The sequence below is a fragment of the Halomonas garicola genome (assembly GCF_031935715.1).
Taxonomy (GTDB): Bacteria; Pseudomonadota; Gammaproteobacteria; order Pseudomonadales; family Halomonadaceae; genus Vreelandella; species Vreelandella garicola.
In genome coordinates, this window is the sequence record NZ_JASSZF010000001.1 from 148,049 (window position 1) to 166,252 (window position 18,204).

An 18,204-nucleotide genomic window follows, 5' to 3' on the forward strand; every position below is an offset into this window, starting at 1 on the left:
CACGCCACCCGTTTTTTCATTACCGCACCACGAGGAACCCGGCTTGTCACATTTACCGGTGATCGTCGGTATGGGCGGCATCAACCCCGCCGGCAGGACGTCAGGCCATCAGGCCTTCCGCCGTACCGTGCTTGATGCGCTGCCCGCCGACCAGCAACGCCAAACCGTTCAGGGTCTGGCCGCCCTGATGCGTCTTGTCGAGCCCGGCAGCACGGCCGACGCCGAGTCGCTGCGCGCGGCGGTGCTTGAGCACACTCTGGTGCGCCGCAACGAAGACCCGGCCTTCAGCGCCCCGGGCCTGCCGGCCAACCGCCTGGCCAACATGGCCCTTGATGCCCCGCTCGAGTTCACCCTGCGCCGCCGCCAGCTCCCCGAACACCTGCCGCCCCACTGGGAAGTGCGCGAAGTGGACCAGCGCACGGTGTCGGTGAGCGTCCCCCAGGGCGACTTCAACGCCCTGCTGCCCGATGCCCACAGGCCCAAGGTAAAAGCCGCCGCCCAGCTGCCAAGGGGCTTTGACCCGGCGGCGCTTTACCGCAGCGTACACCACCCCCGCGGGCTGTCCATGGCGATTTTTGGCGCCAGCGACTGCCTGAAGGCAAGCGGCCTTGAGTGGGAGCACCTGCGCGACCGGCTCGACCCCGACCAGGTCGCCGTCTACGCCGGCAACTCCATCGGCCAGCTGGACGACGAAGGCTGGGGCGGGCTTTTAAAAAGCCTGGTCACCGGCCAGCGCGCCACCTCCAAGCAGATGCCGCTGGGCTACGGCCAGATGCCCGCCGACTTTCTCAACGCCTACGTGCTCGGCAGCGTCGGCGGCACCGGCGCGGCGCTGGGCGCCTGCGCCAGCTTTTTGTACAACCTGCGCCTGGGGATCGACGACATCCGCGCCGGCCGCCGGCGGGTGGTCATGGTGGGCACCGCCGACGCCCCCATTACGCCCGAGGTCATCGAGGGCTTTCGCACCATGGGGGCGCTTGCCGACGACGCCGGGCTCAAGGCGCTGGACGCGCTCGAGCTGCTCACCGACGCCGACTACCAGCGCGCCTGCCGGCCCTTTGCCCGCAACTGCGGCTTCACCATGGCCGAGGCCAGCCAGTTCGTCATGCTCATGGACGACACCCTGGCGCTGGAAGAAGGCGCCGAGATTCTCGGCTCGGTGCCCGAGGTGTTCGTCAACGCCGACGGGTTCAAGCGCTCGATCTCCGCCCCGGGCATCGGCAACTACATCACCCTGGGCAAGGCGGCCGCGCTGGTGCGCGACATGCTCGGCGAGACGGCGCTCAGGGAGCGCAGCTTCATCCACGCCCACGGCACCGGCACGCCGAAAAACCGCACCACCGAGTCCCACGTGTTCGACGAAATCGCCCGGGCCCACGGCATTACCCACTGGCCGGTCACCGCGATCAAGGCGTTTGTCGGCCACTCCCAGGGCTCTGCCGCCGGTGACCAGCTGGTAAGCGCGCTGGGCAGCTTTGCCTACGGCATGATGCCCGGCATCCCCACTCTGGACGCCGTAGCCGACGACGTCTACGCCGAGCGGCTGCGCTTCTCCCGGGAACCCCTGGCGCTTGACGCCGACGCCAGCTTTCTCAACGCCAAGGGCTTTGGCGGCAACAACGCCACCGGCGTGGTGCTCTCCCCTCGGGTGACCGAAAAGCTGCTGGAAAAGCGCCACGGCGCCGACGCCCTCAGCGCCTGGAAAGCGCGCCGGGAAAGTGTGCGCGAAGCCTCTTGCGCCTACCTGCGCCAGGCCGACCTGGGCCATTACCAGCCGCGCTACCAGTTTGGCGAGGCGGTGCTCGAAGGCCCGGAGCTTGCCATCCACGCCGACCGCATCGAGATCCCGGGCTACGCCCGGCCGGTGTCGCTGCAGGCTCACAACCCCTTCGGCCGGCTCGACGAGGAAGACAGCGAGGAGTCCTGATGACCACCGCGGTATACCCCGGCACGTTCGACCCGATCACCCACGGCCACTTTGACATCATCGAGCGCGGCGCGCGGCTTTTTGATCGCGTCGTGGTCGCCGTGGCCGCCAGCTCCGGCAAGGACCCGGCGTTCGGCCTCGACGCCCGCATCGCCCTGGTGCGGGAGGCCTGCGCGTCGCTTGCCAACGTCTCGGTGATCGGCTTTTCCGGCCTGCTCACGCAGATGATGCGCGAACAGAACGCTACGGTGATCCTGCGCGGGCTGCGCGCCGTCTCGGACTTCGAGTACGAGCTTCAGCTGGCCAACATGAATCGCGCCCAGAACCCCGATCTCGAAAGCGTGTTTCTCACCCCGGCGGTGGAGAACTCCTACATTTCCTCGACCATCGTGCGCGAAATCGCCCGGCTCGGCGGCGACGTCTCGCCGCTGGTCCACCCCCGGGTGACCCAAGCGCTAAAAAAGCGCTACCACGGCTGACGGCGCCCTAGCGCTCGTTCGCCCGGCGGCTGGTTTTGCACCCCAGACAGCGGCGGAAAGTGGCCTCGGCGGGCGTCTTGACCAGCGTCTCGGCGGCTTCGTCCACGCCGCCGCCGAGCGCAGTAAACGGCAGCGACACCAGAAACACCGCCGTACCGCCCACCGTCGCCACGGCCAATAGCGGGCGCGCCACCAGCGCGTCAAGCGTCATCGCCGCGCCGCTGGGGCTGGAACGCGCCTCGTGCTGGCGCTCGTCGAACGCCACGGCGGGCTGGCCCGCGGCAAGCGCCACGATCAGCGCGAGCCCCAGGCTCTGCAGAATACGCCTATAGCTTGTTTTCATCTCCCTTGCCCTCCGGCTGTCGTGATTCTCGGCACAATGATACCGAGTTGCGCACAGCCTGAAAGGCCGGCACGAGGATTTAGCCTGCCGCCCTGCGAATATAGCGTAACCTTTAGTTTCTTTTATTCACGTTTTCATTCTTTTAGATACAATATATACTCCGCAGCGCTTGCCGCGCCGCTACCGGTGCGTGCCTGTCATACCCACTACACCCGAAGATATTCCACCGTGCCAAGGAGCCCCTTCATGAAGCGTCTGCTCGCTACCGCCGTTACCGCCCTGATGGCCACCACCGCCATGGCCCAGAGCCACGTTTACAGCGCCGACGAAGGCCCCTACCTGGGCGCCGGCATCGGCCACGCCAAGGTCGACAACGATACCCTCAATGACCTTGATCGCCTCGGCGCCAGCACTGACGATAGCGACACCGCCTACAAGCTGTTTGCCGGCTACCAGTTCAACCCCTACTTTGCCGTCGAGGCTAGCTACGTGGATTTTGGCGAATTTACCGCCAGCGCCAGTAACCGCGTAGGTTTTGCTGACGCATCGCTGGAGATTGACGGCTTTACCGCCGCGCTGGTGGGCAAGCTGCCCATCGAAGGCGGCTTTGGCGTTTATGGCAAGCTGGGCATGATCGCCTGGGATGGTGACGTAAAAGGACAGGGTAATATCTACGGTAACGCTATACGCGAATCCGGCAGTGAAGACGGCAATGATCCCTTCTACGGCGCGGGCGTTGAGTACGTCGTCGACCGGATCATCATGCGCGCGGAATTCGAGCGCTACGACATCAGCGAGGGCGGCGAAGACTTCGAGACCGATCTGATCTCGGCAAGCCTCGGCTACCGCTTCTAAGCGCCAGCCTGGCCGCACCGCGCGCCGTTCCGGCCCCGCTTTGGCGGGGCCGTTGCATTTGTCCGCGGCCGTCCTCATGCTACCGGCCCTGTTCATGGACGGAGCCATCGTGACTGCCACCTCTGCCCCGCATTCCGCTCCCGCCCGCCGGCGCATCTGGGCGCTGGCGTGGCCGATTATCCTCTCCAACGTCACCGTCCCGCTTCTGGGGCTGGTGGATACCGCCGTGGTCGGCCATCTGCCGGACTCGCGCTACCTGGCGGCGGTCACCTTGGGGGCGACGCTGTTCAGCTTTTTGTACTGGGGCTTTGGCTTTCTGCGCATGGGCACCACCGGGCTGACCGCCCAGGCCGTGGGCCGCGACGACGGCCAGACGGTCAAAAACCTGCTGGGCCAGGCGCTGATCATGGCGGCGGCGATCGGCGGGCTTTTGGTGCTGCTGGGCTCGCCGCTGGTCAGCTTCGGCCTCTGGCTGCTGGACGCTAGCCCCAGCGCCACGCCGCTGGCGCAGGCCTACGCCGACATTCGCCTGCTGTCGGCGCCGGCGGTGCTCGCCAACTACGCCATTCTGGGCTGGTTTCTGGGCCAGCAGAACGCCCGGGTGACGCTGTGGATTCTGCTGTTGACCAACGTGGTCAACATCGTCTTCGACCTCTGGTTCGTGGTGGGGCTGGGCATGAGCAGCAACGGCGTGGCCTGGGCCAGCGTGCTCGCCGACTACTCGGCCTTCGCCTTTGGCGGCTATCTGGTGCTGCGCCAGCTGGGCCATCTGCCGGGGCAGTTTTTGCGCCGGCGGCTGCTCGCCCTCGGCGCCTACCGGGCGCTGTTCAGCGTCAACGCCAATCTCTTTGTGCGCACCCTGGGGCTGCTGTTCGCCATGGCGTTCTTTACCGCCCAGGGCGCTCGCCAGGGCGACACGGTGCTCGCCGCCAACGCCGTGCTGCTGCAGTTCATCATGCTGACAAGCTACGCCCTGGACGGCTTCGCCCACGCCGCGGAGTCGCTGGTCGGGCGCGCCTTCGGCCGCGGGGACTGGTCGGAGTTCGCCGCCACCGTGGGCGCCACCGCGCGCCTCTCGCTGTATACCGCCCTTGCCGCGGCGCTGTGCTTTGCGCTGGGTGGCAACGCCCTGATCGCGCTGCTCACCGGCCTGCCCGAAGTGCGCTCTACCGCCGCCGGCTACCTGCCGTGGATGGTGGCCATGCCGCTGATCGCGGTGTGGAGCTACCTGCTCGACGGCGTGTTCATCGGCACCACCGCGGTTAAGGAAATGCGCAACAGCATCTTTATCGGCCTGGCGGTCTACCTGCCGGTATGGTGGCTGGCCCGGCCGCTGGGCAACCACGGGCTATGGCTTGCGTTTATGGCATTTACCCTGGTGCGCTCGGTCACCCTGATCGTCTACTATCAGCGCTATCGGCAAAACCGCTGGCGCACGCGTCGCTAAGGGTGCGGCGCTATACGCCGGGGCAGCATTACCCTATGGTACAACCACTTGACTTATCCAACCTCCAATAAAGGCACGCCATGACCGAGAATGCGGACTCCTACCAAGCGATGCTGAGCGGCCAGCACGAGCTTTCCATGACCGTGCTGATGACGCCGGACATGGCCAACTTCAGCGGCAAGGTCCACGGCGGCGCCATTCTCAAGCGTCTCGACGAGGTCGCCTACGCCTGCGCCAGCCGCTATTCCGGGCACTACGTGGTCACGCTCTCCGTGGACCAGGTGCTGTTCAAGCAGCCCATTCACGTCGGCGAACTGGTCACCTTTCTGGCCTGCGTCAACCACGTTGGCCGCTCGTCCATGGAGGTGGGCATCAAGGTGGTCGCCGAGGACATCCGCCAACAGGTCATCCGCCACACCAACAGCTGCTATCTTTCCATGGTGGCCGTGGACGACGACGGCAAACCGGCCAGGGTGCCGCCGCTTGAGCTGGAAACGCCGCTGCAGCGCCTGCGCTTCGAGAAGGCCGCCCTGCGTAAAAAGCTGCGCAAGGAAGCCGAGCAGGCCGAACGACGCGCCCAGCAGGAGCATCAGGCGGACAGCTGATGCCACCCGGAGGAGCCCCCATGTTTGCTACACCGCCGTTTTCCCGAAGCGATTCGCGCTCGCGCACCGCTGAGCTTGCCCACCTGGGCTGGGACGTGCTGATCATCATCGCCGTGGTCGCCAACCTGACGCTGCTGCTGGTGGATTCGCTTTATCTGATCGAGCCGCTAAGCGAGGGGCTCGAAGCCGCCGCCCCCGGCGCCCACGCCTGGTATGATCGCGTTATTCACCAGCGCTTTTTCCAGATCGACCTGGCCTTTGTCACGCTGTTTGTGGTTGACGTGCTGCTCGGCTGGGCAGTGGCCATTACCGAGCGGCGCTACCATCGCTGGTTCTTTTATCCTTTTGTGCGCTGGTACGACGTGCTCGGCTGCATTCCGCTCAGCGGCTTTCGCCTGCTGCGGGCGCTGCGCGTCATCTCGCTGGTACACCGCCTGAACCGCCTGGGGCTGGTTCACATCGAACGCTGGCAGGCCTACCGCTTCGTCGCCAAGTATTACGACATCCTGCTCGAGGAGCTCTCCGACCGCATTGCCGTGCGCCTGCTGAGCAACGTCCAGGAGCAGGTCAAGGCCGACAGCACCCTGGCCGACGGGCTTATCAACCGCGTGGTTGCCCCGCGCAAAGAGCAGCTCATCCGCGAGATCACCCAGCGCATCGAAGCCAGCGCCGGCCGCGCCTACGACGGCAACCGCGAAGAGGTGAGGCGCTATATCAGCGAAATGGTCAACCACACCCTGCGGGAAAGCCCGGAAATCCGCCGGCTGGAACGCCTGCCCATGGGCAGCGCGGTCTCCGGGAGCCTTGAGGCCTCGCTTGCCGGCGTGGCGCACCGGCTGGTGGACGAGCTGGCCCGAGGCATTCACACCCCCCGCTTCCGCACGCTGGTCAGCGACACCGCCGAAAGCGGCTTTGACGCCTGGCTGAAAGTCGACGAAGGCAGCGCCGAGGTCACCGAAGCGGTGCTGGTGGACGCGCTGGAAATGCTCAAGGATCAGATCAGCCGCCAGGCATGGAAAGACCGTTACCAATAGCGCTCGGCCGCTGCGTCTACCAAACTTGCCGCGCTGACAGAGCTACTGCAGTTAGTAGCTTCCATCGTTCGGGGTGAGCCGGCAACAGGTCTGCGAGGGGCGCTATTAATCCGTCCCTGGACGCTACCCTACGCCATCCATGGCGTAGAACCCCTCTGCGACCTGTCCCCGGCACCTCGGACATATCCTGCTGCGATAATCCGGGCCGTGCCCAACGCGGTGCGTTTCGCTACAATGCCGGTTTGGGTTACGCGACCTTGACCGGCGCTTTTTACTCGCTATTCCGCTACAACGGCCTTTCATGTCCCACTTTTATCGCTTGATCGTCTCCTGTCCCGACCGGGTCGGCATCGTTTCCCGGGTCTCCAGCTTTATTGCCGCCCAGGGCGGCTCCATCACCGAAGCCAGCCAGCACTCTGACCTCGAAACCGGCCAGTTCTTCATGCGCTATGAGGTGCGCGCCGACACCGTCGGCGTTCCCTATCGCGAGTTCAGCGCGGCCTTTGCCCCCATCGCCGACGCCTTTGACATGGACTGGGCCATGACCGACTCGCAAAACAAACCGCGCGTCGTGATTCTGGTCAGCAAGGAGGACCACTGCCTCACGGATCTGCTGCATCGCTGGAGTAATGACGAGCTGGACTGCGAGATCGTCGGCGTGGTGTCCAACCACACCAACATGCGCCCGCTCGCCGAATGGCACGGCATCCCCTTCCATCACGTCCCGGTCGAGGCGCACAACAAGGCCCCGGCTTTCGCCGAGGTCGAGCGTCTGATCGACGACATGCGCGCCGACTGCATCGTACTGGCCCGCTACATGCAGATTCTGCCGCCGGACCTGTGCGCCCGCTATGCCGGACGCGTGATCAACATCCACCACAGCTTTTTGCCGTCCTTTGCCGGCGCCAAGCCGTATCATCAGGCCTACGAGCGCGGGGTGAAGCTGATCGGCGCGACCTGCCACTACGTAACCCAGGACCTTGATGCCGGCCCGATCATCGAACAGGGCGTGCACCGCGTCAGCCACTGCCACACGCCCAGGGATCTGGTGCGCTTTGGCCGCGACGTGGAAAAGAACGTGCTGGCCAGAGGCCTGCGCTGGCACCTGGAAGACCGGGTCATCGTGCACGACAATAAAACCGTCGTTTTTGCCTAGCACCTGCCCGACCCCCTGCCACCGCAGGCCCGGCGCGCTTAGCTGTGGGCGGCGTCCTGCACGGCTTCGCCGCCCTCTTCCACGTCCTGCCCCATGCCGGCCATGGTGTTGCAGCCGCTGAGCATGCCGGCCATCAGCAGCGCAGCAAAGCTTGCGGCAAGCGCCTTGATTACGGTGTTACGCGTTGTTATCGCTTTCATCGTTATCTCCTTGTTCAACCGTTCGGGGCCTTTTCATGGCACTTCGGGTACCGATTCTGTCAACGCACAAGGCAGACGCCTTGGCGTATAGTCAGCCTAACAGCGTTTGCCGCCTCGATGGACAAAATAATCGGCGTCAAGGCGCCAAAAGGGCCGCGCTGCCTCTTTAACGGCGCGGCCACCGGCGCAAAAGGGTTCTCTTGCCGCGCTTGCCTGCTATGCTGCGGCGCTGTCACTCGACTTGGCCTTTCGTATAACAACCACCACCGATGACCCCTAAGGAGTTGGCACGATGCACGTTTTGCTCTGCCCCGACAGTTTCAAGGATGCCCTGAGCGCCCAGGACGCCGCCGATGCCATGGCCCGCGGCATACAGCGCGCGCTGCCCGAAGCGCACACGCACACCTGCCCCCTGGCCGACGGCGGGGAAGGCAGCCTGGAAGCGCTGATCATGGCCACCGGCGCCGAGCGCCGCGAAGCCAGCGTGCAGGACGCGCTGGGCCGCCCGGCTACCGCGACCTGGGGCTGGCTTGCCAACGAGCGCACGGCCTTTATTGAGCTTGCCGAGGCCAGCGGCCTGCAGGCGCTCACCCCGGCCGAGCGCGACGCCCGCACCACCACCACCTACGGCGTGGGCGAGCTGTTTAGCGCCGCCCTGGACGCCGGCGCGGAAAAAGCCCTGCTGCTGCTCGGTGGCAGCGCCACCAACGACGCCGGCGCCGGCATGCTGGCGGCCCTCGGCGCGCGCCTGCTCGACGCCGACGGCAAGGCGCTAGCCCCGGGCGGGGCAGCCCTTGCCAAGCTCGATACCCTGGATATTTCCGGCCTCGACCCGCGCCTGAAACAGCTGCAAGTAGAAGCCGCGGTGGACGTGGATAACCCGCTGCTCGGCAGCCACGGCGCCAGCGCCGTGTTTGGCCCCCAGAAGGGCGCCTCCCCCGAGGACGTCAAGGCGCTCGACGCCGCGCTTGGCCACTTTGCCGACATAAGCGCCGAAGCGCTTGGCCAGGACGACCGCGACATGGCCGGCGCGGGCGCGGCCGGCGGCATGGGCTTTGCCGCCCGGGCCTTCATGGGCGCGACGCTCAAGCCCGGTATCGACATGATCATGGAGCAGGCGGGCATGGCCGAGCGGCTTACAAAGGCCGACCTGGTCATCACCGGCGAAGGCAAGCTCGACGGCCAAAGCCTCTCGGGCAAGACGCCCATCGGCGTCTCCCGGGCGGGCAAGGCCGCCGGCAAGCCGGTCGTCGTGCTCGCCGGCGCGCTGGGCGAAGGCTGGCAGGCCTGCCACAGCGAAGGCGTTACCGCCGCCTTTGCCCTGGCCGACGGCCCCATCACTCTGGAAGGCGCCATGGCCCGCACCGCGGAGCTGCTGACCGACCGCTGCGACAGCGTTGCCCGCCTGTGGGGCAGTCGCCTGTAAGGCCCGGCCCTTATGAAGGTTCTTTGTAGCGGGTCCCTGGTGACCGGTCTGCGCGACCAATAGTCTGTATGGATGCCCGCCATAGCTTGTCATGGCGGGCATCATATTTTACAAATGTCATACAAAGCTTATCGGCCATACAGATTATTTGAGGAGGCAATATGAGTACCGTTAACAGCATTGGTCTGCAGCAGAGCAGCGCCGAACAGCTGGCCGAAAAACTCAACCAGCTGCTCGCCAACTACCAGGTCTTCTACATGAACGTGCGCGGCTATCACTGGAACGTGAAGGGCCAGGATTTCTTCCAGCTGCACGAGAAGTTTGAGGAGTTCTACGACGACCTGCTGACCAAGGTCGATGAAGTGGCCGAGCGCATTCTGACGCTTGGCTACACGCCGGTGCACGCCTACAGCGACTACATCAAGCTCTCGCGCATCAGCGAAGACAAGAACGTAAGCGACGGCCCCGCCTGCGTAAAAGGCATCGTCCAGGGCTTTCAGACCCTCATCGAGCTGCAGCGCGAAATGCTCAAGCTAACCGAAGACGCGGGCGACGAAGGCACCGCCGACCAGGCCGGCCAGTACATCCGCGAGCAGGAAAAAACCATCTGGATGCTCAACGCCTACCTGGGCCGCTAAGCACCTCGAACGGCACCCCGCGGGGTGCCGTTTTTTTGCCTGCCGGGGTCACTCGCCCTGCTGTTGCCCCAGCGCTTCAACCAGCGCCTGGAGCAGCGTCCAGAACTCCTCGACGGAGGCGATATCCACCCGCTCGTCGGGCGAGTGGGCGCCGCGAATCGTGGGGCCAAAGGAGATCATGTCCAGGTGCGGGTACTTGCTGCCCAGAATACCGCACTCGAGCCCGGCGTGGATGACCTTCACCGCCGGCTCGCGGCCCAGGCTCTCCTGATGGCAGTCGATGAACGTCGCCAGCAGCGGGCTTTTGGCGTTGGGCACCCAGCCCGGATAGCCGTGCGCGGCCTTGACCCGGGCGCCGATCAGCCCGAACAGCGCGCGAAAGCGGTCAACCATCGCGGTGACGGCGCTGTCGTGGAGCGAACGCACCAGCGCGCAGAGGTGAATGCGGCCGCCTTCCAGCTGCACCACGCCAAGGTTATTGGAGGTTTCCACCACGCCTTCCACCTCAGCGCTCATGCGCTCCACGCCGCAGGGCGCGGCATGGAGCGCCGCCACCAGCATGGCGCTGGCGTCCAGGTTGAGCGCCTCGCCGGGCACGTCGGCGGTGGCAGTGGGCCTGACGCCCAGGGCGAAGCTGCTGTCTGCCCGGCCAAGCTCGCCGCGCAGCGTCGCCTCGAGGGTTTGCACCTTGGCCGTCACCGCGTCGATTTCGTCTGCCGGCAGCGCCACCCGCGCAAACGCCTCCCGGGGGATGGCGTTGCGCAGGGTGCCGCCCTGATAGCTCACCAGCCGCGCGTCGGCAAACTCCAGCAGGCGCAGCACCCGCACCAGCAGGCGGTTGGCGTTGCCCAGCGGCCGGTGAATATCCATCCCCGAGTGGCCGCCCGCCAGGCCGGTCAGGGCGATATCCAGGCAGCGCTCGTGGGGCTCGATCGCCGTTTGCGGCAGCCGCGCATCGACCACCGCGTCGCTGCCGCCGGCGCAGCCGATGTAGGCCTCGCCCCGGGCTTCGCTGTCCAGGTTCAGCAGCAGGCTGCCCTCAAGCCAGCCCTCGTCGAGGTTGAGCGCCCCGCCCATGGAGGTTTCTTCCTCCAGGGTGAACAGCGCCTCCAGCGGCCCGTGGGCCACGTCAGCGCTTTCCAGCAGCGCCAGCGCCGCGGCCACGCCCAGGCCGTTGTCCGCGCCCAGGGTGGTGCCGTCAGCGTGAAGCCAGCCGTCTTTCGCGTAGGTGCTGATGGGGTCCCGGGTGAAGTCGTGGGGGTGATCGGCGTTGGCCTGGGCGACCATGTCCAGGTGGCCCTGCACAATCACGCCCGGAGCGTCTTCGCACCCTTTAGTGGCGGGCTTTTGAATCCGCAGGTTGCCGAAGGCGTCGCGGTCGTGGGCGAGGCCCAGATCGTCGGCCCAGGCTTCCAGCTTGGCCACCAGCGCCGCCTCGTGGCCGGAGGGCCGGGGCGTGTTGCACAGGGTGCGAAAGTGGCGCCAGACCGCCGTGGGGGCCAGCGCATCAAGATGTTCGTTCATGGGAGCTCGTCTCGTCGTTGATGCTGACACCTTACTCCCCTGGGCCAGCCGGCGAAAGATGGCATACCCCCTCTTCGGCCTGTCCCCGGCTCCTCGGAGGTAGCCAACTGCAATAGCTCTGGCCCGCCCGGTTTATCCTGCCCGGTCGGCCTTCAGCGCTTCCCACAGCACCGCCGCCGCGCGGCGCAGCGCCTCGGTGTGCTGCCGGCGGCTGCCGGCCAGGGGCCGGTTCTGATACGCCCAGCCGGCAAGCTCAGCGCAGGCGCCCTGAGCTGCCTCATCCAGCGGCCGGCGGGCAGCGGCCCGGGCCAGCGCCTGCAGCGCCGGGCGCGCCAGGCGCGGGTCGCGGCGGGCGTCGGCCACGTCTTCAATTGCCTGCTCCTGCTCGTCATCCAGCGCCGACGGCGGCAGCGTAGCCAGCAGCGCCGCCAGCGCCTGAGGCGGAAAGCCGTCGAGCTCGAAGGCCAGCAGCGCCGGCAGCTCCCGGGCAAAGCGCCGGCTAAGCGCGCCCTGCACCGCCTCGCCGCGCGGGGTCAGCTTGCGTGCCATCATCAGTGCATACTCGCCGGTGGCGGTGTCTCGGGAAATGCCCACGCGCACCGGGACAAACCCGGCGGCGAGCCAAAACGCCAGCAGGCCGGCCTCGGCGCCAAAGGTCGCGCCCAGCAGGTCCGCCCCGTCTTCCCGGGCCGCCTGCTCCGCCGCGGCCAGCAGCCGGCGCCCCGCGCCCCGGCGGCGGAGGTCAGGGTGCACAGCTATGCGCGTGACCCGCTGCCAGCGCGCGGTAAGCGCTTCCCGGCTGCCGCCGTGAGCGGCGAGCGACTGGGCGAGCAGATGCCCCTGGGGGCGGCGCTCGCCCCGGGCCACCTGCTCGGCAAGCGCTGTCTCAAAGCCGCCCTCGGCGCGCATCACCGCCACGCCCTCGGGGGCGCGCGCCGCGCCCAGCACGCCGATGCGGGTGGCCGGGCCGTCGAGGAGCTGGCGCACGTCGTCCGGCGTGGTGCGGTAGTGGGACTGCACTAGCAGGCCAAAAAGCGCCTCCAGCGCCGGCTCGTCCCGGGCTAGCGCCCTGCGCTCAAGCCAGCGTACAGCGCCGCCGTCGCGGTCTTCCGGTGCCGGCGGCGCGGCTTTCAACAGCAGCAGGCGATTGAGGGTCGCTTCCAGGGGGTCATCGGCGGCAAAGCGCACCGGGGTCTCCAGCGTTAGCCCCTGCCAGCCCGGCGTTTGCTCATCCAGCCGGGCGCGAAAGCGCAGGGCGAAGCCGCGCCCGGAGCCTTCGTAGCCGTGCACGGTGGTGGCAAAAGCCAGCCGCGGAAAGGCGGCCAGCCATTTGCCCAGCAGGGCCGGAGGAATCGCCGCGGCCTCGTCCACCATCAGGTAGCTGCCGTCGCCGCCCAGAGTGCCCGCCTCCACCGCCGCGCTCAGGGCGTCCGGGGCAATGAATTCGAGCACGCCGCCGCCTTCCACGACCAGCCGCCGGGACGCCTCGCCGCGAACGCCCGCCTCAACGGCGGCGTGGGCAAAGAGCGCCGCCGCGGCGTCCGGGCGCGGGGCGGTGACGGCGATGTGCGCGACACCCCGAGCCAGCAGTCGGGCGCAGGCGATGCCCAGCGCGGCGCTCTTGCCCCGGCCGCGGTCGGCGGTGATCACCAGCGGCCGGCGGCGCTTCAGCCGCGTGAGTTTGGCCACCGCCCGGGCCTGGTCGGCGGTCCGGCACGCCGAATCGTCCGCCGCGGGGACGGTTTCCGCCGCGGCAGAAATCCGGGGCAGCCGGGCCGCGGGGGCCTCCGCCGGCCAGCAAACCGCGCCGGCGTCGTGCGCCAACAGGCGCGCAAGCCTTGCCAGATAGTGCGCGCTCAGGGCCTGCCAGGCGTGGGGGTGGTCGGCGATGCGGCGGTAGTCGGCGTCGGGCCATTGGCCCCACTCTTCCGGGGTAATCAGCAGCAAAAGCCCGCCGGCGGTGAGCGTGCCGCCAAGCGCCCCCAGGGCGTCCGGATCCAGGCCCGCGGCGGTGTCCACCACGATCAGCCCGTGCTCCTGGCCCAGCCGGGTGCGGGCCTTGTTCGCCGGAAGCGCCGGGGGCGCCTTGGCGTCATCCAAGGCCGGCTCGCCCACCCACAGCGGCGCGCGCCAGTCGCGCGCCTGCCAAACGGCACGCGCCCGGCGGCGGCCGATCGCCGCATCGCCGCCGAGCCACACCAGCCGGCGGGCACGGCGGCGCTTAAGCCGGACGGCGTGGGCCAGTACGGCCGCCAGCCCGCGACGATCGTCGGCCGACGGCTTGGGATCACTCATGACGTCTCCTATCGCGGCGTCTTCTGCGCCGCGTCTTGTTTGACAGTGCTGCAGCCGGCTACCTGCGAATGATACTATTTGCCACCGAGATTTTGTCGCATTGTCGCCTGCCAACGGCTCTTACTCAGGCGCAAAGGAGGGTTTGTCTTGTCTCATTCCGCCAGTCGCGGGCTGCCCGCCCTCGCTCACCGGCTGCGTGCCGGCGTCAAACCGCGGTTCAGCCCCTGGGCAGCTATCCTCTTTGCCATTGCGCTGGTGGTGGCCCTGCCGGTGATCGTGGTGTTCAGCCACGTGTTTTTCCCCTCCGGCGACGTCTGGCAGCACCTGGCGTCCACGGTGCTTCCGCGCTACCTGACCAACACCTTCTGGATGGTGCTGTTTGTGGGCGTGGGCACCCTGGTGATCGGCACCGGCACCGCCTGGCTGGTGGTGATGTGTCGCTTTCCCGGCAAGCGGATTTTCGAGTGGGCGCTGCTGCTGCCGCTGGCGGTGCCCACCTACGTCATCGCCTACGCCTATACCGATTTTCTCCAGGTGGCGGGGCCGCTGCAAAGCCTGCTGCGCGAGCTCACCGGCTGGGAATACGGCGACTACTATTTCCCCAACGTGCGCTCGCTGGGCGGCGCGGCCACGCTGATCACCCTGGTGCTCTACCCCTACGTTTATCTGCTCGCCCGGGCGTCGTTTCTTGAGCAGTCGGTGTGCGTGCTGGACGTCGGCCGCACTCTGGGGCGCGGCCCCTGGCACATGTTCATGAGCGTGGCCGTGCCGCTTTCCCGCCCGGCGCTGGTGGGTGGCGTGTCGCTGGTGCTGATGGAGACGCTGAACGAGTTTGGCGCGGTGCAGTTTTTCGGCGTGGATACCTTCACCACCGGCATCTACCGCACCTGGTTCGGCCTCGGCGAGCCGGTGGCGGCAGCACAGCTGGCGGCCTGCCTGCTGGCGTTTGTGATTATGCTGGTGCTGCTTGAGCGCTGGTCCCGGGGCAAGCGGCGCTACTTTCAGACCACCAATCGCTACCAGCAGCTGCCCGAATACCGCCTGAGCGGCTGGCGCGCCGGCACCGCCCTACTGGCCTGCCTCCTGCCGGTGCTGGTGGGCTTTGTGCTGCCCGGCGGCATTCTGCTCAACCTGGCGATCGAACAGGGGGATTCGCTGTTCGGTGCGCGCTTCATCGGCTTTGCCGCCAACAGCCTGGGGCTTTCCGTGGGCGCGGCCATTCTCGCCGTGGGCATGGCGCTGCTGCTCAGCTACGGGGTGCGCATCCACAACACGACCTTTGCCCGGGTCAGCTCCCGGGTGGCGGCCATGGGCTACGCGATTCCCGGCTCGGTGGTCGCGGTGGGCATTCTGATTCCGTTCGCCTGGCTGGATAACGCCGTCAACGTCTGGACCCTCGACCAGTACGGCACGGTCGTCGGGCTGATCTTCAGCGGCTCGGCGTTTATCCTCATCTACGCCTACGTGGCGCGCTTTCTCGCCGTGTCGTTCAACGCCATCGAAGCAAGCCTGGGCAAGGTCACGCCGAGCATGGACGCCGCCGCGCGCACCCTGGGGCAAACTGCCGGCGGCACTCTGCGGCGCATTCACACGCCGATGATGCGCTCGAGCCTGCTGGCCGCGGGCATTCTAGTGTTCGTCGACGCCATGAAGGAGCTGCCCGCGACCATCATCCTGCGCCCGTTCAACTTCGATACCCTAGCCGTGCGGGCCCACAGCCTGGCCTCGGACGAGCGCCTGGCCGAGGCCTCGACGGCCTCGCTTGCGATTGTCGTGGTGGGGATTATTCCGGTGATTTTCCTGAGCCTGGCGATGCGCCGCTCACGCCCCGGGAGCGGCAAAGACGAAGACCTGGGATAGGTCCAGGTGAATGTCCACCGGCTGGCCTTCCGCGGGCAGAAACACCCCGGGCACCCGGGCGTGGAGGTGGGCTTCTTCATCGCCCGGGCCGTGGGCGCAAAGGTGGAGCAAACTCGAGCGCCCCAGCAGCTTGGCCATGACCACGTGGCTATGGGCGTGGGCCTTACCACACTCGTCGCTTTCGCTTACGCGCAGCGCCTCCGGGCGCACCATCACGATCGCGTCGCTGCCTTCGGGCAGCCAGCCCGCTTCCACGGTGCCCACCGGCGTTCTTACCTCGCCGTTTTCCACCACGCCGTAAAGCTCGTTGACCTCGCCGAAAAACGTCACCACGAACGGATCGCAGGGCGCGCAGTAAAGCTCGCGCGGGGTGCCGGTCTGGACGATCGTACCGTCGCGCATCAGCGCAATGCGGTCGGCCATGAACATGGCTTCTTCGGGGTCGTGGGTGACCAGCAGCGTGGCCGCGCCGACGTTTTTCAGCACGTGCAGGGTATCGTCGCGGATCTGGTCGCGAAGGCGCGCGTCCAGGCTGGAAAACGGCTCGTCGAGCAGCATCAGCCGGGGCTCCGGCGCCAGCGCCCGGGCCAGCGCTACGCGCTGCTGCTGGCCGCCTGAGAGCATGTGCGGGTAGGTGTCGGCGTACTCCGCCATGCCCAGCTGCTCCAGACGCGCCAGGGCCCGCTCCCGGCGCTTGCCCGAAGGCAGCGACTTGAGGCCGAACTTGACGTTTTCCAGCACCGACAGGTGCGGAAACAGCGCCGAATCCTGAAACGCCAGGCCGACGCTGCGCTTTTCCGGCGGCACGTGGCGCCGGCCAGGTGCCGCCACGGTCTCGCCTTCCAGGCCCACGCGCCCTTCCTGCAGCACCTCAAGGCCTGCGGCAATGCGCAAAAGCGTGGTCTTGCCGCAGCCCGAAGGCCCCAGCAGGCAAACCACCTCGCCGGGCTCCACGGTAAGCTCCACGCCCTTGACCACCGGGTGGCGGTCAAAGCGGTGGTGCACGTCGCTGAGCGAAAGCGCCGCGACCGGCGCGGCGGTCTCTGTGGTTTGCCGGGGTGCCGTCGGCGTCGTCATGGTTGCCATTATCGTATCCCGCCGTTGTTGGAGCAGCGGGTGCCAGTACCGCTGCTAAAATAACTGAAAGCTATTCGCATTCTATTTTGTCCTGCCGCGCAATGCATCCATTGTGCGGCCGAGCGCGTGATGCGATTTGCCGCACCGGTAACGGCGCGGGGCCGCAGGCGCTTGACGTCAACTTTTCAAACCGGTTAAATGGCCGCGAACTATAATGCAATTTATTATCATTCAACCTAAAAGGATGTTCGACGATGAAACCAACGCGCCTCGCCGCTTCCATGGCTGCCGTTGTCGCGGGCAGCGCCTTCGCGACCTCGGCGCTGGCTGACGAAATCAACGTCTACTCGGCTCGCCACTACGACTCCGACGACACGCTCTACGAAGCGTTCACCGACGAAACCGGCATTGACGTCAACGTGCTGGAAGGCGATTCCGACCAGCTCATCGAGCGCATCCAGCGCGAAGGGGTGGCAAGCCCCGCCGACGTCATGATCACCGTTGACGCCGGCCGCCTGTGGCGCGCCGAGGACGAAGGCATCTTCCAGAGCGTCGAATCCGACGTGCTCGACGAGCGCGTCCCGGAGTCCATGAGCCACCCGGACGGCCTGTGGTTCGGCTTTAGCCAGCGCGCCCGGGCGATCCTCTACAATCGCGACGCCGTCGACCCAAGCGACATCACAAGTTACGAAGACCTGGCCGACGACCGCTTCGAGGGCGACATCTGCATCCGCTCGTCGAATAACATCTATAACCAGTCCCTGCTTGCCTCAATGATCGCCGAACACGGCGAAGAAGAAGCCGAAGAGTGGGCCCAGGGCATCGTCGACAACATGGCGCGCGACCCGGAAGGCGGTGACACCGACCAGATCCTCGGCGTCGCCAGCGGCGAATGCGACCTGGCCGTGGCCAACCACTACTACTACGTGCGCCTGCTCAAGTCGGACGACGACGCCGAGCGCAAAGCAGCGCGCAAGGTTGGCATCATCTTCCCCAACCAGGACGGCCGCGGCACCCACGTTAACGTCGGCGGCGCCGGCGTCGTCGAGAACTCGCCGAACCGCGACAACGCCGTGCGCTTCCTCGAATTCCTCGCCTCCGACACCGCCCAGGAAATCTTCGCCTCCGGCAACAACGAGTTCCCGGTGGTTGACAGCATCCACAAGGATCCGGTGCTGGAATCCTGGGGCGACTTCAAGAAAGACGATGTTAACGTCAGCGTCCTGGGGGAAAACAACCCCGAAGCCGTACGCATCTTTGACCGCGTCGGCTGGCGCTAAGCCCGCGCGCTAGCCCGCACAGGGCATAAAAGCGCCGCGCTCCCCGAAGCGGCCCGCC

At 66.9% G+C, this 18,204-nt stretch carries 16 protein-coding genes; 11 read left to right on the forward strand and 5 right to left on the reverse strand.

Going from position 1 to position 18,204, the window contains the following annotated elements:
- The first annotated feature begins 70 nt into the window (after positions 1 to 70).
- Together RS027_RS00720 and coaD are read left to right on the forward strand one after the other, a co-directional pair.
- The gene (locus RS027_RS00720; RefSeq protein ID WP_311952551.1) at positions 71 to 1,927 is read left to right on the forward strand and encodes a beta-ketoacyl synthase; all 1,857 of its coding nucleotides are present in this window, start codon (positions 71 to 73) and stop codon (positions 1,925 to 1,927) included.
- Positions 1,927 to 2,406, forward strand: coding sequence for a pantetheine-phosphate adenylyltransferase (coaD, locus tag RS027_RS00725; RefSeq protein ID WP_311952393.1), 480 nt, complete (start codon positions 1,927 to 1,929; stop codon positions 2,404 to 2,406). Before RS027_RS00720 ends, coaD begins: the two co-directional genes overlap by 1 nt.
- 7 nt (positions 2,407 to 2,413) lie before the next feature.
- Here the strand turns inward: coaD and RS027_RS00730 are convergent, their stop codons facing one another.
- Positions 2,414 to 2,749 carry a hypothetical protein gene (locus tag RS027_RS00730; protein ID WP_311952397.1) on the reverse strand — a complete coding sequence of 112 codons (336 nt, stop codon included), beginning with the start codon at positions 2,747 to 2,749 and terminating at the stop codon, positions 2,414 to 2,416.
- Positions 2,750 to 2,995: 246 nt separating this feature from the next.
- On the opposite strand from RS027_RS00730, the gene RS027_RS00735 reads away from it, so the two are divergent.
- The 5 genes from RS027_RS00735 (at position 2,996) to purU (ending at position 7,846) form a co-directional block, all read left to right on the forward strand.
- Positions 2,996 to 3,604: a porin family protein gene (locus RS027_RS00735; protein WP_311952400.1), complete on the forward strand. Its 609-nt coding sequence runs from the start codon at positions 2,996 to 2,998 to the stop codon at positions 3,602 to 3,604.
- Between the two features lie 109 nt (positions 3,605 to 3,713).
- Positions 3,714 to 5,051: an MATE family efflux transporter gene (locus RS027_RS00740; protein WP_311952403.1), complete on the forward strand. Its 1,338-nt coding sequence runs from the start codon at positions 3,714 to 3,716 to the stop codon at positions 5,049 to 5,051.
- 80 nt (positions 5,052 to 5,131) lie between these two features.
- Entirely contained in the window at positions 5,132 to 5,656 is a 525-nt protein-coding gene (locus RS027_RS00745; RefSeq protein WP_311952405.1) for an acyl-CoA thioesterase, read from the forward strand.
- 20 nt (positions 5,657 to 5,676) lie between these two features.
- Complete coding sequence (locus tag RS027_RS00750; protein WP_311952408.1) at positions 5,677 to 6,690, forward strand: ion transporter; 1,014 nt, start codon at positions 5,677 to 5,679, stop codon at positions 6,688 to 6,690.
- A gap of 301 nt (positions 6,691 to 6,991) precedes the next feature.
- Positions 6,992 to 7,846: a formyltetrahydrofolate deformylase gene (gene purU / locus RS027_RS00755; protein WP_311952411.1), complete on the forward strand. Its 855-nt coding sequence runs from the start codon at positions 6,992 to 6,994 to the stop codon at positions 7,844 to 7,846.
- Between the two features lie 38 nt (positions 7,847 to 7,884).
- Here purU and RS027_RS00760 read toward each other — a convergent pair whose 3' ends face one another.
- The gene (locus tag RS027_RS00760) at positions 7,885 to 8,046 is read right to left on the reverse strand and encodes an entericidin A/B family lipoprotein (RefSeq protein WP_311952414.1); all 162 of its coding nucleotides are present in this window, start codon (positions 8,044 to 8,046) and stop codon (positions 7,885 to 7,887) included.
- Positions 8,047 to 8,338: 292 nt separating this feature from the next.
- Between RS027_RS00760 and RS027_RS00765 the strand changes: the two genes are divergently transcribed.
- Both RS027_RS00765 and RS027_RS00770 read left to right on the forward strand, forming a co-directional pair.
- Positions 8,339 to 9,472, forward strand: a complete 1,134-nt coding sequence (locus RS027_RS00765; protein WP_311952417.1) for a glycerate kinase — start codon at positions 8,339 to 8,341, stop codon at positions 9,470 to 9,472.
- A gap of 161 nt (positions 9,473 to 9,633) precedes the next feature.
- A complete protein-coding gene (locus RS027_RS00770) occupies positions 9,634 to 10,110 on the forward strand; it encodes a Dps family protein (protein WP_311952420.1) in 477 nt (158 codons plus the stop codon).
- A 48-nt stretch (positions 10,111 to 10,158) separates the two neighbouring features.
- Here RS027_RS00770 and pepD read toward each other — a convergent pair whose 3' ends face one another.
- Both pepD and RS027_RS00780 read right to left on the reverse strand, forming a co-directional pair.
- Entirely contained in the window at positions 10,159 to 11,634 is a 1,476-nt protein-coding gene (gene pepD / locus RS027_RS00775; protein WP_311952423.1) for a beta-Ala-His dipeptidase, read from the reverse strand.
- A 132-nt stretch (positions 11,635 to 11,766) separates the two neighbouring features.
- Positions 11,767 to 13,929 carry a GNAT family N-acetyltransferase gene (locus tag RS027_RS00780; RefSeq protein ID WP_311952427.1) on the reverse strand — a complete coding sequence of 721 codons (2,163 nt, stop codon included), beginning with the start codon at positions 13,927 to 13,929 and terminating at the stop codon, positions 11,767 to 11,769.
- A 147-nt stretch (positions 13,930 to 14,076) separates the two neighbouring features.
- Here RS027_RS00780 and RS027_RS00785 point away from each other — a divergent pair, with 147 nt between their 5' ends.
- Positions 14,077 to 15,789: an ABC transporter permease gene (locus RS027_RS00785; protein WP_376717564.1), complete on the forward strand. Its 1,713-nt coding sequence runs from the start codon at positions 14,077 to 14,079 to the stop codon at positions 15,787 to 15,789.
- Here the strand turns inward: RS027_RS00785 and RS027_RS00790 are convergent.
- Entirely contained in the window at positions 15,751 to 16,866 is a 1,116-nt protein-coding gene (locus tag RS027_RS00790; RefSeq protein ID WP_311952557.1) for an ABC transporter ATP-binding protein, read from the reverse strand. The two genes, RS027_RS00785 and RS027_RS00790, sit on opposite strands and share 39 nt — an antisense overlap.
- A gap of 254 nt (positions 16,867 to 17,120) precedes the next feature.
- Here RS027_RS00790 and RS027_RS00795 point away from each other — a divergent pair, with 254 nt between their 5' ends.
- Positions 17,121 to 18,146 (forward strand): Fe(3+) ABC transporter substrate-binding protein, encoded by a 1,026-nt coding sequence (locus RS027_RS00795; protein ID WP_311952430.1) that lies wholly within the window; start codon positions 17,121 to 17,123, stop codon positions 18,144 to 18,146.
- Positions 18,147 to 18,204 lie beyond the last annotated feature (58 nt).